At 32.8% G+C, this 16,707-nt stretch carries 13 protein-coding genes and 1 tRNA gene; 5 read left to right on the top strand and 9 right to left on the bottom strand.

What is annotated here, in order from left to right; all coding sequences use genetic code 11:
* Nucleotides 1-20: 20 nt before the first annotated feature.
* Nucleotides 21-1,118, top strand: a complete 1,098-nt coding sequence (locus tag ABXT64_RS07205; protein ID WP_443632257.1) for a glycosyltransferase — start codon at nucleotides 21-23, stop codon at nucleotides 1,116-1,118.
* A 101-nt stretch (nucleotides 1,119-1,219) separates the two neighbouring features.
* Nucleotides 1,220-2,092 carry a hypothetical protein gene (locus ABXT64_RS07200; protein WP_443632256.1) on the top strand — a complete coding sequence of 291 codons (873 nt, stop codon included), beginning with the start codon at nucleotides 1,220-1,222 and terminating at the stop codon, nucleotides 2,090-2,092.
* On the opposite strand, the gene ABXT64_RS07195 is transcribed toward ABXT64_RS07200, so the two are convergent.
* From ABXT64_RS07195 to ABXT64_RS07180, 4 genes are all read right to left on the bottom strand, one after another.
* On the bottom strand, nucleotides 2,089-2,571 hold the full coding sequence (locus tag ABXT64_RS07195; protein ID WP_443632255.1) for a hypothetical protein: 483 nt from the start codon (nucleotides 2,569-2,571) through the stop codon (nucleotides 2,089-2,091). The two genes, ABXT64_RS07200 and ABXT64_RS07195, sit on opposite strands and share 4 nt — an antisense overlap.
* 5 nt (nucleotides 2,572-2,576) lie before the next feature.
* Nucleotides 2,577-3,101, bottom strand: coding sequence for a thioredoxin family protein (locus tag ABXT64_RS07190; RefSeq protein ID WP_443632254.1), 525 nt, complete (start codon nucleotides 3,099-3,101; stop codon nucleotides 2,577-2,579).
* A gap of 102 nt (nucleotides 3,102-3,203) precedes the next feature.
* A complete protein-coding gene (locus ABXT64_RS07185) occupies nucleotides 3,204-4,622 on the bottom strand; it encodes a M56 family metallopeptidase (RefSeq protein ID WP_443632253.1) in 1,419 nt (472 codons plus the stop codon).
* Between the two features lie 4 nt (nucleotides 4,623-4,626).
* Complete coding sequence (locus tag ABXT64_RS07180; RefSeq protein ID WP_443632252.1) at nucleotides 4,627-4,986, bottom strand: BlaI/MecI/CopY family transcriptional regulator; 360 nt, start codon at nucleotides 4,984-4,986, stop codon at nucleotides 4,627-4,629.
* A 358-nt stretch (nucleotides 4,987-5,344) separates the two neighbouring features.
* Between ABXT64_RS07180 and ABXT64_RS07175 the strand changes: the two genes are divergently transcribed.
* The 3 genes from ABXT64_RS07175 to ABXT64_RS07165 all read left to right on the top strand — a co-directional run bounded on the left by ABXT64_RS07175 (nucleotide 5,345) and on the right by ABXT64_RS07165 (nucleotide 9,667).
* Complete coding sequence (locus ABXT64_RS07175) at nucleotides 5,345-5,845, top strand: DUF456 domain-containing protein (protein WP_443632251.1); 501 nt, start codon at nucleotides 5,345-5,347, stop codon at nucleotides 5,843-5,845.
* A 488-nt stretch (nucleotides 5,846-6,333) separates the two neighbouring features.
* A complete protein-coding gene (locus ABXT64_RS07170; protein WP_443632250.1) occupies nucleotides 6,334-7,395 on the top strand; it encodes a family 16 glycosylhydrolase in 1,062 nt (353 codons plus the stop codon).
* Nucleotides 7,396-7,591: 196 nt separating this feature from the next.
* On the top strand, nucleotides 7,592-9,667 hold the full coding sequence (locus ABXT64_RS07165; RefSeq protein ID WP_443632249.1) for a M12 family metallo-peptidase: 2,076 nt from the start codon (nucleotides 7,592-7,594) through the stop codon (nucleotides 9,665-9,667).
* 76 nt (nucleotides 9,668-9,743) lie between these two features.
* Here the strand turns inward: ABXT64_RS07165 and ABXT64_RS07160 are convergent, their stop codons facing one another.
* From ABXT64_RS07160 to dnaE, 5 genes are all read right to left on the bottom strand, one after another.
* Nucleotides 9,744-10,064, bottom strand: a complete 321-nt coding sequence (locus ABXT64_RS07160; protein ID WP_443632248.1) for a hypothetical protein — start codon at nucleotides 10,062-10,064, stop codon at nucleotides 9,744-9,746.
* 482 nt (nucleotides 10,065-10,546) lie between these two features.
* Nucleotides 10,547-10,620, bottom strand: a tRNA-Asp gene (locus tag ABXT64_RS07155).
* 151 nt (nucleotides 10,621-10,771) lie between these two features.
* Nucleotides 10,772-11,701: a DUF58 domain-containing protein gene (locus tag ABXT64_RS07150; protein ID WP_443632247.1), complete on the bottom strand. Its 930-nt coding sequence runs from the start codon at nucleotides 11,699-11,701 to the stop codon at nucleotides 10,772-10,774.
* A 63-nt stretch (nucleotides 11,702-11,764) separates the two neighbouring features.
* Nucleotides 11,765-12,082: a thioredoxin gene (trxA, locus tag ABXT64_RS07145; protein ID WP_443632246.1), complete on the bottom strand. Its 318-nt coding sequence runs from the start codon at nucleotides 12,080-12,082 to the stop codon at nucleotides 11,765-11,767.
* Between the two features lie 234 nt (nucleotides 12,083-12,316).
* A complete protein-coding gene (gene dnaE / locus ABXT64_RS07140) occupies nucleotides 12,317-16,669 on the bottom strand; it encodes a DNA polymerase III subunit alpha (protein WP_443632245.1) in 4,353 nt (1,450 codons plus the stop codon).
* Nucleotides 16,670-16,707 lie beyond the last annotated feature (38 nt).

Here is a 16,707-nt window from a genome sequence, read left to right as displayed (position 1 = left end):
TTTGTTTGTATATCATCATCATGATCGCTCTATTCATAGGGTATCAAAAAGTTCCAATAGTTAAGAATACTCTTACTGAAGAAATTTCTCTAAAAACAAAATTTTCAATTATAATTCCCTTTCGGAATGAAGCTGAAAATTTACCTGAATTATTAAAGTCTATTGCTGAATTAAAATATTCTTTCAATCACTTTGAAATTATTTTTGTTGACGATACCTCTGAAGATCATTCAGTAAAACTCATTGAAGAATTTTTTAAGATACACTCAAATATTCAAACTGATTTTCAAATAATAGCAAATCAGCATACATCAAATTCCCCAAAAAAAGACGCAATATCTTTAGCTATTAAAATTGCCAAATACCCATGGATAATTACGACCGACGCTGACTGTATGTTACCTTCTAAATGGCTTAGCACATTTGATGCTTTTATTCAGAAGAAAGAACCTAATATGGTGGTTGGACCTGTTAGTTATTTGAAAGATAATAGCTTGATAAACTCTTATCAGCAATTGGATAATTTTAGTTTACAAGCAACTACGATAGGTTGTTTTGGGTTACAATCTCCATTGTTAAGTAATGGTGCAAATTTTGGATATAAAAAAGAAGCGTTTATCAAAGTAAATGGCTTTGATGGAAATGATCATTTGGCAAGTGGAGATGATATTTTTCTATTAGAAAAGTTTGTAAATGAAAGTAAATCTAAGGTAGCATTTGTAAAGTCTATTGAAGCGATGGTGATTACAAAAGCTGAAAAAACATGGGCCGAAATTATTACACAACGAATCCGATGGGCTTCAAAAACAACGAAGCAGAAAAGTATTAAAACAAGGGCTTTAGGATTACTCGTGTTCTTAGTAAATCTAATTATTATTTTAGCGGCTATTCTATGTTTTATCGATATTGAGTATGGGTTTTATTTCGCTGTCTTATTTGTTTTAAAAATAATGATTGATGGTATAATTATCTATAAACATACTTCCAACTTTAGTTTAAAATTTAATCCTTTATCATTTTTAATTAGTGAGATTTTATATCCTTTCATTACGATTATTGTAGTCTTTGGGAGTTTAAATGGGAGGTATACCTGGAAGAAAAGAACATTTAACAAATAGAAACGTATTGATTCCGTGGTAATCAAATTTATTTCAAGAACATCTGAATAAAATTTTTTATCTTTAGCCTAACTAAATCAAGCCCTTAAAAATTATTAAAGATGAAAAACCTACTCTTTTTTTTAATTCTTAGTTTATTATTTACAGTTGACTCAGCACAAGCTCAAAACGAATATACCGTTGACGGCACAACCTATCAATTAAATATTGAAGCTGAAGGATTACTCACCTTATTGTGGAATGTAATTGATAATGAAAATCGTTATTTTTCGAAAAAAGGAGATGCTATTGTTGAACTTAAGAATTTAGATGTTAATGGCACTTTTCAAGAAGAATATAAAGAGACGCTTAAAATACAAACTTCAGAAAATCAAGTTGGCATTGATAATATTGAATTTACACTTTCAAGTTTAAAATACTTTTTTGATTCTTATAACCACAGTACCAACTCTACAGTAAACAACGCTGCTTCTATTAAATTAAATACACGTTTAGGTGGATTTCTTGGAGTTTCAAATAATATCTATGTAAGTAATCCAGATAACACTTTATTAACGGTTGCAGGAATCGATTTTGAATTGATGGAATCTTCTTTTCCTAGGCATGCATTAGTGGTTCGATTTAAACAAACATTTGAACATTCAGATTATAAATTTTCTTCATCACAAGTTTCCTTAAACTATCGATTTAAATTTATTAAGAAAGAAACGTTCGATATTTTTATAAATACAAAATTTGCTGCTTATACTAATATCTCAAGAGATATTCCAGTGGATAATGATGATGATACAGTTTCTATTGTTCCCGATTCTTCGGGAGATTTTCAAGCCTTAGGTAATTTTGGAATTGGTTTTGATTATGCCCTCGGAAATGGTTATTTAACTTTTTTATATAACGACATTATCGGCTTAGGTTTAGATAACAATGGAGAATTTCCTTTGGACCTTACTCTAGGATATAAATTTAATCTTTAATTCTTTGTTTGAATAATCACCGGTAAAATAAAGTTAGTTTCAACCGGAATCCCTCTTTTATAGGCAGGAGCAATAAGGGATAAATCTTTAATGCTTTCTAAAAACCATGTTTCTAATAAAGGCAAATGTGCTTTTGTTATAGGATCCATTTTTATTTCAATAATAGATAATTCGGCTTGATTATTAATTGAAAAATAAACTTTTACAGTATCGTTTATATCATCTGTAACTTTAATTTCTTCCGAAGGAATGGCTTGATATAAATGTCTAGTTAAGTTAGATTCAAAACAAGTTTTTTGAGCTGCTTTTTCAATCAGATTTTCGCAAGCTAAAAAAACAGGATATTGATCTATTTCATTCCAAGTTATACTTTTCAGTTCTTCTTCAAGGAAGGATTCTTTTGAAATTTTTTCTGTTTCAAAATATCGACAGGAACTAAATCCAATAACACAAAGCATGTAAACCAGCCACTTTTTCATTCGGTTTATTTCTTTCCTTTAGATTCATTCATATATTCAGTCCAACTCGTATTCTTATAGATATCCTCTCCTAAGTATTTTATAATTGGCAATAATTCTTCCGCTGTTCTAAACCCTTTAAAAGGCTGCAGTATGTCAAGGTTTTCATCTAAAAAAACAATGGAAGGATAACTCATTTTTCCTCTTAAGAGTTCATAAGCTAATTCGTTATAACCTCTTCTTCCATTAGGAACATATTTAAACTCGTAGCCCCTATAATTAATAAGGTTTTTATCTTCTCCATCAAACTTCACACAGTAAAAGTTATCCTTAACATAGTCGACTAATACTTTATCTTTAAAGGTAGTTTTATCCATTTTTTTACACCAACCACACCATTCAGTATATACATCTATCAGTACTTTACGGGCTTCGTTCGCTTGAGCAGTTTCTAACTCTTCAATACTCAGCCAATTTATATTTTGAGCAAGTACATTTGAAATATTCCCAAGTAAAAGTGATAAAATTAGTATGATACTGTATTTATTCATAGGCTAAAAATAGTAAATCATTATCTCATTACCTGAAAACCATAACATAAAAAGCCGAAACATTAATTGTTTCGGCTTTTTTAAAGGAAATAAATCACTAATTTATTCCATAATATCAAAAATGATTGGCAAAGAATATAGTACCCCAACCTTTTTACCTTCATGCTCTCCTGGTAACATTTGAGGTAATGCGTTAATTACACGAATTGCTTCTTTTTCTAATTCTGGTGCTGGAGCTCTTGCTTTTATACTAGTAACTTTCCCGGTGTTGTCTATTTTAAACTTTATTGCAATTCGTTGTTTTCCAGAAATATTACTTTCCTTTCCAACTTCTGTATTAAACTCATTGGCTACATATTGTGTGATACTTTTTGAAAAACATTTTTTTAATTCTTCATTATTTCCTGTACAACCTGGATAGGTAGGCACTTTATTAATCACACCAAACGGCATCGAAATAAAGTCCTTAACGTCTTCATAATAAGGACTATCTAGTCCATTCCCATCAGTTAACACCATCAATTCTTTTAATGCATATTCTTCTTCCTCTGTTATTTCACCTTTTTCAGCAATAGACTCAGTGAGTGCTTCAATATTTTTCAATATTTTACTTTTAGAATCTGTTTTTGTTTCAACAATTTCAGCCGTTTGATTTTGTGCTTTCGTTTCTTGCGTACATGAAGAATACACTAGCATTGAGCATACAATGGGTACTAATAATAAGTACTTTAATTTTAAAAATTTACTTGATTTTGATTTTTGTAACATAATGATTCGTTTTTTGATTAATGAATGATTAAAAAATGGATTGATAAATGAAATTGCTTCGGTATTAAATACCTGAGATAATAAATCTTGATAATAACTAGCTTTATCCTTTTGAGAAGCAACATTTGCATCTGCAATAAATTCTTGAAGGATTACCATTCGTTTTTGATATATATACACAAGAGGATTAAACCACAAAACGATTCGAAGTATCTCAAACCAAAGTAAATCAATAGAATGTTTGTCTGATACATGTATTTTTTCATGCAATAATATCGTTGATTTTTGTTTTTCTGAAAGTTCTTCTCCTAAAAAAATAGTGTTAAAATAAGAAAAAGCTGTATCTGTTTTTGGTAAGGTAATAATGTTCATCCCTTCCCATCTTGTTTTAATTCCTGTCTTTTTTAATTGATTAATTTGAACTTGTTTTCTACTAAAAAATAAAAGACTGAGTACAAACCCTATTCCCCAAATTACCATCCAAATAGTAGCATTAGAATACCAAGCTGCGTTGATAATTGACTCATTCGTAAAGCTTCCTATAATGACAGCTGGTAATTGTATCACATATTCTTGAGGGATCGTTTCCTGAATTGCATTGATTTTAATGAAGGGTAAAACAATACTTAAAATAGGTGTAATAATCAAGTAAAACCGATTCCAGTTAAAGAATGTTTCTTTTTTTAAAAAGAAATCATACACCATTAAAAACAGTAATTGGAATGCAAATATTTGTATTATATAATGTATCATCTTACTATTTTTCTTTGTTGATCTCTTTCATAATAGTTTCCATTTCTGAAATACTTATATCGTTCTTTTTCATAAAAAAAGATACCATGCTTTTAAATGACCCCTGAAAATAACCATCCATTAATTTATGAATGGACTGATCACTGTAATCACTTTTTTGCACATTCGGAAAATAAATATGCCCTCTTCCCTCTTTGCGATAGCTAACAAAGTTTTTACTTTCTAGTATTCTAACAATTGTTGAAACTGTGTTATAAGCTGGTTTTGGTTCTGGAAATTCATCTATAATTGTTGCCACATTTGCTTCCTCAAGTTTCCACAAAACTTGCATTATATCTTCCTCTGCTTTGGTAAGTTGTTTCATTATGTTTAAATTATTTTATTAAATAGGTCAAATGCTGTTCGCTTTAAATCAATCTCTTTCAAATTAAAAATAGTAACAGGCTCGGTTCATTATGTTATTAAATAGGTCAAATGCTGTTCGCTTTAAATCAATCTCTTTCAAATTAAAAATAGTAACAGGCTCGGTTCATATTTTATTCCTCGCCTAGGCGAGGATCTGTTTTTATTTATTAATAGATCCTGAATCAAGTTCAGGGTAACAAATCGATTGAATCAAATTTTCGATTTATCAAATATAACTAAAAAATTAGTTTAAACTAATTTTTTAGTTATAAAATAGTGTAACATGTAGTTCGTACCTTCGTCTTATTATCATGAATATGGATATTTTTTTAGTTATTGCGGGTTTACTTTTATGTGTTGTTGGAATTGTGGGTAGTGTATTACCTATCCTTCCTGGACCTCCTATTAGTTGGATGGGGCTACTATTGTTGCATTTAACCAATGCGGTTGAATCAAGCTATGTTTTTTTAGGTTTTACACTTGTTATAGCGATTACTATTTTCTTTTTAGATTATTTTATTCCTGCTATCGGAACAAAAAAATTTGGTGGAAGTCGGGCTGGAGCAATTGGTACAACTATAGGTTTAATCGTTGGATTGCTTTCCCCAATCCCTTTTGGGATTCTAATAGGTCCTTTTCTCGGAGCCTTAATAGGCGAAATGGCTTTTAATAAAACGGAAGGAAAGCATGCAGTTAAAGCAGCTTTTGGATCTTTTTTAGGACTTCTAGCATCCACCTTCATGAAACTTACAATTTCCATGATTTTTTTAGGGTTCTTTTTATGGGGTTTAGTTCAGCATTGGTCAAAATTCTTTTAAAAAAAGGCCTTTCTAATACCTACACAAAAAATCAGTTTATAAGAAAGGCCAGGTCAACTAACTAACCAAAAAATAGATTCTAATTAAATTTGTTAATGCTAGCATTAACATCATTAATTAATAAAGAGTACTAATCAGTTTTAAAATTAATAGCCTTAAATCAAATTTTACCATATAGATAAAATAAAACTGTCGCGTTTCAAGGAAATAGTTGTTTTTAAGTTAAAATGCGGCCAAATATAGTCTTCAATAAAAAAACAAGAAACCTTTCCCTATAACTCTTCTTACTGGTTTAAGATTCAACCACCTTCAATTTCTGCAAAAGCAGGAACCTCTCTCCATTTGTTTGAAGACAACACATTATTAATTGCGTTCTAGTCGAGTCTTGAACCCGTGAATTGATTTCTAAAAAATTCACCTAAGTAAATTAAAATTAGTATTTTTATTATCTTTAAAAATTTGTGCCTTTAATTAACAATCGATATCAGATGAACCCTTTTTATTTTGTCATATTTTTTATATTTTCTATTTCATATTGCGGCCAAACGCAAGTCTACGAACTAATTTGGTCTGACGAATTTGAAGGGAATGGAGCAATAAATAGTACTAATTGGCATCACCAAACGCTACTCCCAAATGGTGGTAGTTGGTATAATGGTGAAGTTCAACATTACACGAATCGCGAGGCAAATTCGTACGTAAGCAATGGAATACTTAAACTAGTAGCTAAAAGAGAATTTTTTACAGACCAAGGGGTTACAAAACAGTTTACCTCAGCTCGATTAAATTCAAAATTTGCATTTACCTACGGAAAGGTTGATGTGCGTGCCAAACTTCCTTCTGGCGTAGGCACATGGCCTGCCATCTGGTCGCTAGGGCAAAACATTATTGAGCCTGGTAATTTCTGGTCGAATTCCAATGGAACCGTTTTCTGGCCAGCTTGTGGTGAATTGGATATAATGGAACATTGGGGAAATAATCAAGATTATGTTCAAAGTGCAATTCATAGTCCATCTAGTTTTGGTGACACCTTTAATAAAGGTGGACAATTCATCCAGTTTGCATCCACTGGATTTCATGTATATACCATGGAATGGACTTCGGAAAGGATCATCTTTAGTGTGGATGGTGTGGTTCATTATACCTATGAACCGGCGTTTCAGGATGGAGATACCTGGCCATTTGACACGAATCAATACTTGCTTCTAAACGTTGCAATTCTACCAGAAATTAGTCCTGATTTTACAGAGAGTAGTATGGAAGTTGATTATGTACGCGTCTATCAGGAAGAAGTTCTAGGAATAGATAACAACAATTTAAATGTAGTATCTGTATATCCAAATCCGATGACTGATTTATTAACCGTGAAGGTTCCGTTGGAATTTTTGGGGACTCAACTTGAAATTTATTCAATGCTTAATCAAAAATTACTAACTATGGATATCCACTCAGAAAATTTTAATGTGGATGTTTCGGGATTAGGCAACGGGACTTATTTGTTACAGATTAAAAACAAAAACATGATCCATTCTGAACTATTGATAAAATAGTAATTTGTGATACTGCGAATCTGATTGAAGAAGAATCCTAAAACAATTGTTTGGAGTCAATACACTATTTAATTACAATCTGAAGGAGTCACAAAACCACTAATGTAACAAGTTGAACATTACTATGTTAAAATTAATCAAATAGATTAAAAAAAATAAACCATTATATTTGTTTTATAGTCTTAAAAAAAATCTCATGAAAAAAATTATTTTACTAGTTCTTCTTTTGCCCTTTTTAACATTGGCACAGGAAAAAAGAACAGGCAAAGTGTCCAAAGTTATAACAGATGCAAAAGCTATTTCTGGCGAATTTCAATCTTTTGAAATCTTTAACTCACAAACTAAAAGTGCTACAGCAAATTACTCAGAAACTGTAAAGGGTGGTATTATTGTTACAATTGACCCAGCTAAGCTCAATGAGTTTTTGGATCAAAATCCTAAACAAATTAATCTGACCATTCCCTTTAAATCTAATGGTGAAACTATTACTCTTGATTTAATTCAAGTATCTGTTTTTTCGCCAAATTTCAAAGCCCTTACTGATACTGGACAGGATATTACAAATGAAGTAGACTTTGGAAAACACTATCGTGGAATTATAGCAGGAAATGATAATTCGCTTGTTTCAATAAGTGTTTTTGAATCTCAAATTATTGGTTTTATCGCTAATGATGAAGGTAATTTTACTATTGGAAAACTTAAAAAATCAGACATCGATCATATTATTTATAATGATAGTGACTTAAAATTAACTAACGAATTTGTTTGTGCCACAGAAGATGATGGTGTAGCGTATACCGCAGAACAATTAGCAACACCAAGTGTACAGGACCCAGGAGATGAATTAGACATATATATTGAAGCTGGACAAAGTGTATATAACACACATGGTGGGAATCTTGCAAATACAGTTGCCTTTTTAACAGGTCTTTTTGCACAAAGTTATGTGTTGTATGCAAGTGATGGTATTATAGCACGAACTTCCAATTTATTGATATGGGTCAATCCAGATCCTTATGATGGAGGCAACTCTTCTAGTCAATTAGGTAAATTTCAAAACCAAACAGATTTTTTAAATGGGGACTTAGGCCATTTAGTTGAGATGCAAAATTATGGTGGAATAGCTGATGGTTTTTCGGGAGTTTGTCCTTCAAATATTGACAGAAGCTTATGTTATTCTGGATTAAATGGAACATTTGTTCCGAATGTTCCAATTTACTCATGGAATGTAATGGTTGTTACCCATGAAATGGGCCATCTAATGGGTTCAAGACATACGCATGCCTGTGTTTGGAATGGAGATAGTACGGCTATTGATGGTTGTTCTGGATTTACCGAAGGCGACTGTCCTTTACCTGGATTTCCTGCTGCTGGTGGAACTTTAATGAGTTACTGTCACCTCCAAGGAGTTGGCATTAATTTTAATGAAGGTTTTGGTATACAACCAACTGCTGTGATTCTTAATAATATTGAAGCTGCTGGAAATTGTTTAGATGAAGAAAGTAGTTTAAACCCTCCAAATGCAGTGTGTAAAACACATGTTGTTACTCTGGATATTAACGGAGAAGCTTCTATTGTTGCAGATGATGTTGAAGGAGGAAGTTATGATGATGATGGAATAGTTTCCATGTCTATTGATATCGACACGTTCAATTGTGATGACGTTGGTTTTAATAGTGTGACACTAACAGTTACAGATACTGATGGATTAACTAGTTCTTGTATTGCATATGTCGAGGTTATAGACGATACAGAACTCGCGGTTGCTGGTTGTCCTGAAAATTTTGAGGTAACTGTTCCTGAGGGAACCTTATACGAACTTTTAGATTATGAAGATGATGTAACTGTTGTCTCTGATATTTGTAATGTCAATTTTGTTGCAGTAGATCAAAGTCCTAATCCTGGAACCCAATTACCTGTAGGTGAGAATGAAATTACAATTTCAGTTTTACTAGAGGATGGAAGCATCGTTTTTTGTACTTTTAAAATTACGGTTGTTGAGATTTTAGGATTGGCGGATAATTCGATATTAAACAGTCTTATTTTATATCCCAACCCAACTGTTGAAACGCTATATTTAAACAATCCTGAAAATTTAGAATTGAAATCGATTTCAATTTATGATATGATTGGAAGGTTGATTAAAACGGTGGATCTAAAAGAAATGGGAATTGAACAATCGATTGATGTTTCAGAGCTGTCTAAATCAAGTTATTTTGCAATTATTCAAGGAGCACAAAATGTAATAGTCAAACAATTAATTATAAATTAAACGTACTAACACGGTACCATAAAAAACCCCTTTTCATAATTGAGAAGGGGTTTTAATTTTTATAAAAATTTTAATATTATTTCTTCTGAATTTCTTCTATAAAAATAGCCTGATATGCATCTTTAACCATTCCACAATTAACTCGCTCTACTACATTATATTTAATTCTAACGTTTAAACTATCTACATAAAATTCGGGAAGTAAATTTTTAGGCATATAAATTATTGAAGAAACATCTACAACCCACCCACAACCATCTAAGGCGGGATCGCCATAGTTTCTAATGATAGCATCTTCACAAGAATTACAGGCAGTATCAGATACAGCTCCTTTCTTGCTCTTACAAGCTGAAAAGATTAGTAACGTTGTAATTGTTATAAAAAATAAATTTTTCATACGTTTCTTATTTAAGGCAATATAATGGTTTCTTTAGAAAAGAAAAAAAACTACTCATCGGTTTAAACTAAACCGCTAATTCAACTAGATAATAAATTGTTTAAAAAAATCAATTAAATAACCGTTGTATCAAAAACAACTTCGCTTGCAATTGTTTTATGCACGGGACATTTAGAAGCTATTTCTTTTAATCGTCAACGTCACCATTAGTATCCACACAATTTGTATTCACTAATGCATCTTTAAAATTTGCATCAGGAATATCTACAATTTGAGCTTGAGTTATTACACCAAATAATAAAAAGTGAATACGTGAATGTATTTCATTGTATTTTAATTTGTACTACAGAGGGGAGAGATCTAAAGACACCAATAATAAACGGCTATAAAACAAAAAAGCCTTTCCATCTGGAAAAGCTTCTCACTGGTCTATTTCTAGACTACTAGTCCTAATTAAAGGACTCAACACAACATTTTAATTGCGGTCTGGACGAGACTCGAACTCGCGACCCCCTGCGTGACAGGCAGGTATTCTAACCAACTGAACTACCAGACCGTGCTACTATTTTAAAGACTTTAAAAGCTTGTCTTTACTTCTATCGCTAGAAGTGAGCCTGCCCTCCGAAACAAGTTTCATTGTGTAGGCGGCTGCAAATATACACTCCTTTTTATTTGTCACAAACTATTTTTTAAAAAAAATTCTGTCCCTATGCAAAATTTTGTCTTTCGATTAGATAAGTCGTTAGTATTGAGTTAAAACTCTCCTTAATATCAACAGGGACGTACTTTATTCTATACTGCCCACAACGTAATTTTAACTCATTAAAGTAACTTTTGACCGCTACTTCGTAGTTTTCTTTAATATTTTCTGCGTATAAATTTATATGGTCTCCCGTTTCTACATCTACAAAACGCTTAGGACGGTTACTAAAATCGAAATCAACTTCCTTTTCTTGATCGTACACATGAAATAACACTACTTCATGTTTATTATATTTTAAATGCTGTAACGCTTCAAATAAACGCTCAGCTTCTGCATCACTCTGAAACATATCCGTAAACAAAAACACCATAGATCGACGCTTGATCTTATCGGCTATTTCATGTAAATATGTAAAAGTCTTTGTCCCTACCTCTTTTCTGTCATCAGTAAGTGAGTCATTTAATTTTCCTAATAACTGCTGATGATGCCGTTCACTAGCCATTTCAGAAGAATAATACTCATACTCATTGCTATAAATACTTAAACCTACAGCATCTCGCTGACGCTTCAATAAATTCATTATTGCCGCAGCAGCTAAGGCTGAAAAACTAATTTTATTTAATGAGTTGATTGAAAAATCCTTGACATTAGGATAATGCATCGAACTACTGTTATCAATAATTAAATGACAGCGTAAATTCGTTTCCTCTTCGTAGCGTTTGGTATAAAGCTTATCTGTTTTGGCAAATAACTTCCAATCGATATGCTTGGTGCTTTCTCCCGGGTTATATATTTTATGTTCAGCAAATTCAGCAGAAAAACCATGAAACGGACTCTTATGCAATCCAGAAATAAATCCCTCTACCACTTGCTTGGCAAGTAGCTCCAGGTTTTTAAATCCTTTTATTTCGTTGATTTCTTTCTGAATATCCATCTTCGTCTAAAATAAAAAAGGCTTAGCGATATGCCAAGCCTTTTAACGTTATTTATGTGTATGTTACAAAAGCGCATCAATCGCTTCAGCATACACCTTTTTAGGAGCAACCCCTACTTGACGTCCAACTACTTCTCCATTTTGGAAAACTAAAACAGTAGGTATATTTCTAACACCATATTTCGCAGCAAATTCTTGATTTGCATCTACATCTAACTTTCCTACAACGGCTTTACCATCATAATCGTTACTTAATTCTTCGATTACAGGCCCAACCATTCTACAAGGTCCACACCATGCTGCCCAAAAATCAACCACAACTGGTTTGTCACTTTTTAATACTATTTCTTCAAAATTAGCGTCTGTTATTTCTAATGCCATTGTTTTTAATTTAATTATTATGCAAATGTAGTCAAAAATTAATCCAAACCTTACAGCGTCAGTATATGTTTAGACAATATGGGTATTAATTTTTTTTATGGTTTGGCGGACTGCTCTATCCCTAAAAATAGAGCACCGGGCTTTACACTATATCTTTTTATGAACTCTAAAAAAAGAAATATTCAACTAAAATTATGTCATAAAAAGGATGCCGTTTCAATCCCTTTCCGAGTATTAATTCAACTTATACCCCACCTCTTCTTGTTCCAGGTCTGCTAATAACTCTTTAGTAATCCCTACTTTTTGTTTTCTACTAGGCATTGTTAATTTTACTTTCTCTTCCATTTCATAGACCACAAATTGAACCTGTTTGTCCCCTTTATGGGTTTTAAATAGTTGTTTTAACGCTCCTATTTTATCTTCACTAACATCTTCAATTGGCATTTGTATAGTCAACTTATTTGCTTGATTTTCCATCACATCATGCAACATTTGCATGCTGTTAAACTGCATTCTTGGGTCACTCTTTTTACCTGTTTCTCTATTGGTCCAGCCTTCTTTTACAAATACCTTAACAAACACAAAAGAATTGGGTACTAAAAAGTGCCTAAACTTCAAGTATTCTTCCCCAAAAATTCTAAACTCAAAATTTTCATTAAAATCTTCTACAGTAAATAAAGCCCATCCTTTTCCTTGTTTCGATTCTCGATGTTGTACATCTCCAATGATCCCCCCAAAACACAATTCTCGATTTATAAATTCTTCTAAATGATTAAAATCGGAAACATTATTCTTACAGAACCATTTAATCTCAGTTTTAAAATCGTCTAATGGATGACCAGAAATATAAATTCCTACTACTTCCTTTTCTTGTTTTAATTTTTTCATGTTTCCCCATACTTCACAAGGCGGAACTTCAGGTTCTGGAATTTGTACTTCACTTGCGTCACCAAACAGACTTACCTGAGACGAGTTTTGCGTTTCCTGATATTTTGAAGCATACTTCATCACTTTTTCAATAAACAAAATGCCATTTTCATCGGGATGTAAATATTGAGCTCTATGTGCGTTAAAACTATCAAATCCGCCCGCCAATGCTAATCCTTCAAAGGCCTTTTTATTCGCGGCTCTTAGGTCAATTCGTTTTGCTAAATCGAACACAGATTTGTATTTTTCATCCTCCCGCTTTTCAACAATAGTAGCTACTGCATTACCACCAACTCCTTTGATGGCTCCCATTCCAAAACGAATTGCTCCGCGGTCATTTACGGTAAACTTAAAGAAAGATTCATTTACGTCTGGCCCGAGTACTTTCATGCCCATACGCTTACATTCTTCCATAAAGAAGCTAACTTGCTTGATATCTTTCATATTATTAGAAAGTACCGCTGCCATATATTCAGCTGGATAATGCGCTTTTAAATAGGCTGTTTGATATGCAATCCAAGCATAACAAGTAGAGTGAGATTTATTAAAAGCATAACTCGCAAAGGCTTCCCAATCCTTCCATATTTTTTCAAGTTTTTCAGCATCGTGACCATTCCCTGCTGCCTGCTTGATAAACTTAGGTTTCATTTTATCTAGTACCGCAATTTGCTTTTTTCCCATGGCTTTACGCAAGACATCGGCTTCACCTTTGGTGAAATCAGCCAGCTTTTGTGATAAAAGCATTACTTGCTCTTGATACACTGTAATTCCATAGGTTTCTTTTAAGTATTCTTCCATCGCTGGTAAGTCATACTCAATATCTTCATCCCCATGTTTACGACGTACGAAACTCGGAATATATTCCATTGGTCCAGGGCGATACAATGCATTCATGGCAATTAAATCGTCAAAAACGGTAGGCTTTAAATCTTTTAAATGTTTTTGCATTCCTGCAGATTCATACTGAAATATTCCAACGGTTTCTCCTTTCTGAAATAGCTCAAATGTTTTTTCATCATCTAATGGAAAGGTATCCGGATCAAGAATTACATTATGTTTATGCTTTACTAATTTTACCGTATCCTTTATAAGGGTTAGGGTTTTTAATCCTAAGAAATCCATTTTTAATAGCCCTGCACTTTCAACAACCGAGTTATCAAATTGAGTAACATATAAGTCACTGTCCTTTGCTAAGGCTACGGGCACAAAATCTGTAATATCGGAAGGTGTAATTATCACTCCACAGGCATGAATCCCCGTATTACGAAGAGAACCTTCAAGAATTTTTGCCTGGTTTATTGTCTGTGCTTCAAGATTATCACCTTCAGAAATAGTGATTAGCTCATGCACTTTTGGAAGTTCATCACTTCTAAATTTCCCTCTTAATTCCGTATCACTTAAACCAAATATTTTATTCAATTTGGTCATATTCGGTATCAACTTCGAAATTCGATCTGCATCATTTAAGGGCAAATCCAATACTCTGGCAGTATCTCTAATAGAGGATTTAGCTGCCATGGTTCCATAGGTGATGATTTGAGCCACCTGATTTGAACCATATTTTTTAATCACATAATCCATAACTCTTCCTCGACCTTCATCATCAAAATCGATGTCGATATCGGGCATACTTATACGATCAGGATTTAGAAAACGCTCAAAAAGCAAATCGTATTTTAAAGGGTCAATATTAGTAATCCAAAGGCAATATGCAACTACAGAACCTGCTGCAGAACCACGCCCTGGCCCAACAGACACATCCATATTTCTGGCTTCACGAATAAAATCTTCGGTAATCAAAAAATACCCAGGATACCCTGTTTTTTCAATAACACTCAATTCGAAATCTATTCGTTCTGTTATTTCTTCTGTAAGTTCTTCGTATCGTTTTTTCGCACCGATATAGGTGAGATGTTTTAAATAATCATTCTCCCCTCTTTTTCCTCCATCAGCTTCATCTTCAGTATTCAAAAATTCCGTAGGAATATCAAACTTCGGAAGTAACACATCACGTGCTAAAGTGAACGACTCAATTTTATCGATAATTTCAGAAATAGAAACAATGGCTTCAGGTAGATCCTTAAAAAGCAATTTCATTTCGTCCTGAGACTTAAAATAATATTCTTGATTAGGTAATCCGTAACGATATCCTCTTCCTCGACCAATAGGAGTTGCTTGTTTTTCGCCATCTTTCACACACAATAAAATATCGTGAGCATTGGCATCTTCTTTATTAATGTAATAGGTGTTATTACAGGCAACTAATTTAACTTGATGCTTTTTTGCTAAAGGAATTAACACCGTATTCACCCTATTTTCATCTTCCTGCTGGTGACGTAATACCTCAACATACAGATCATCTCCAAAAGTTTTTTTCCACCAAATGAGGGCTTCTTCTGCTTGTTTTTCGCCAATATTTAATATTTTGCTTGAAACTTCACCATACATTCCACCGGTAAGAACAATAATATCTTCTTTGTATTTTTCTATGATATTTCTATCTATCCGCGGCACATAATAAAATCCTTCGGTATAAGCAATAGAGGACATTTTTGCTAGGTTGTGATACCCTTTTTTAGTTTTGGCTAGCATCACAATCTGATATCCGTTGTCCTTGTGATTTTTATTTAAATGATCTTCACATACAAAAAATTCGCAGCCTACAATTCCTTTTAAATTTTTATGTGCATCTTCTTCAGATAATTCACTGTTATATTTATTCACTCCTTGCACAAAATGAAAGGCACCCATCATATTACCAGTATCGGTAATTGACACCGCAGGCATGTCATTTTCTATCGCTGCATTAATTAAATCTTTAGTGCTAGAAGTAGACTGAAGTATGGAAAATTGGGAGTGATTATGTAAATGAACAAAGGGATTCTCTTGAAGAATCGCATCGTTTTCTATTTTTTCTTCTGAAGAAATTTCATCTTCTACTAGTTCTTTTTCTAGTTCTTTTCGAATTTTATCAGAAGCCTTTTTTAAATTGATATGCTTTAAGCCAATCAATTCAATAGTTTTTGGGTTTTCTTCAGAATAATGCTCAAAATAATCAGGCTGAACATCTAATTCATTTGTCGTAAATATTTGTCTTCGTACTAATTCTAGAAAACAACGAGTGGTTGCTTCAACATCGGCAGTTGCATTATGCGCTTCACCAAAAGGTGCGTTAAATAAGAACTTGTGTAATTCAGTTAAGGTAGGTAATTTAAATTTTCCTCCACGTCCTCCGGGTAATTGACAAAGTTTCGCTGTAACTTCGGTACAAGTATCTAAAACAGGATAATTTGGAATAGGGTCTTCTATACCCAACCGATGGTATTCTGCTCCCATAATATTGGTATCGAAACCAACATTTTGTCCCACAATAAATTTCGATTTTAATAGGGCTTCATTAAATTTTTCGATTACTTCTGCTAATGGAATTCCTTTAGCTTGAGCTAATTCAGTTGAGATTCCATGAATTTTTTCAGCATCATAAGGAATATTAAAACCTTCAGGTTGCACCAAATAATCTTGATGCTCCATAAGTTTTCCGTCCTTATCGTGAATCTGCCAAGCAATTTGTATACAACGAGGCCAGTTATCACTGTCGCTAAGTGGGGCATTCCAGTTACGGGGAAGTCCCGTGGTTTCGGTATCAAAAATTAAGTACATGAAGTCGTATTGTGGGGTCTAACCTTGAAAGTAAAAAT

Source organism: Candidatus Marifrigoribacter sp. Uisw_064, from assembly GCF_047730175.1.
In the GTDB taxonomy this organism is placed as follows: domain Bacteria; phylum Bacteroidota; class Bacteroidia; order Flavobacteriales; family Flavobacteriaceae; genus Marifrigoribacter.
This window is presented reverse-complemented; position numbering and strand designations above follow the sequence as displayed.

Excerpts from the sequence above, each read along its gene's own strand:
- ABXT64_RS07200 (WP_443632256.1), top strand. The coding sequence starts at position 1,220 with ATGAAAAACCTACTCTTTTTTTTAATTCTTAGTTTATTATTTACAGTT.
- ABXT64_RS07205 (WP_443632257.1), top strand. The coding sequence starts at position 21 with ATGATCGCTCTATTCATAGGGTATCAAAAAGTTCCAATAGTTAAGAAT.
- ABXT64_RS07150 (WP_443632247.1), bottom strand. The coding sequence starts at position 11,701 with ATGGATATTCAGAAAGAAATCAACGAAATAAAAGGATTTAAAAACCTG.
- ABXT64_RS07160 (WP_443632248.1), bottom strand. The coding sequence starts at position 10,064 with ATGAAAAATTTATTTTTTATAACAATTACAACGTTACTAATCTTTTCA.
- ABXT64_RS07185 (WP_443632253.1), bottom strand. The coding sequence starts at position 4,622 with ATGATACATTATATAATACAAATATTTGCATTCCAATTACTGTTTTTA.
- ABXT64_RS07175 (WP_443632251.1), top strand. The coding sequence starts at position 5,345 with ATGGATATTTTTTTAGTTATTGCGGGTTTACTTTTATGTGTTGTTGGA.
- ABXT64_RS07190 (WP_443632254.1), bottom strand. The coding sequence starts at position 3,101 with ATGAATAAATACAGTATCATACTAATTTTATCACTTTTACTTGGGAAT.
- trxA (WP_443632246.1), bottom strand. The coding sequence starts at position 12,082 with ATGGCATTAGAAATAACAGACGCTAATTTTGAAGAAATAGTATTAAAA.
- ABXT64_RS07180 (WP_443632252.1), bottom strand. The coding sequence starts at position 4,986 with ATGAAACAACTTACCAAAGCAGAGGAAGATATAATGCAAGTTTTGTGG.
- dnaE (WP_443632245.1), bottom strand. The coding sequence starts at position 16,669 with ATGTACTTAATTTTTGATACCGAAACCACGGGACTTCCCCGTAACTGG.
- ABXT64_RS07165 (WP_443632249.1), top strand. The coding sequence starts at position 7,592 with ATGAAAAAAATTATTTTACTAGTTCTTCTTTTGCCCTTTTTAACATTG.
- ABXT64_RS07195 (WP_443632255.1), bottom strand. The coding sequence starts at position 2,571 with ATGAAAAAGTGGCTGGTTTACATGCTTTGTGTTATTGGATTTAGTTCC.
- ABXT64_RS07170 (WP_443632250.1), top strand. The coding sequence starts at position 6,334 with ATGAACCCTTTTTATTTTGTCATATTTTTTATATTTTCTATTTCATAT.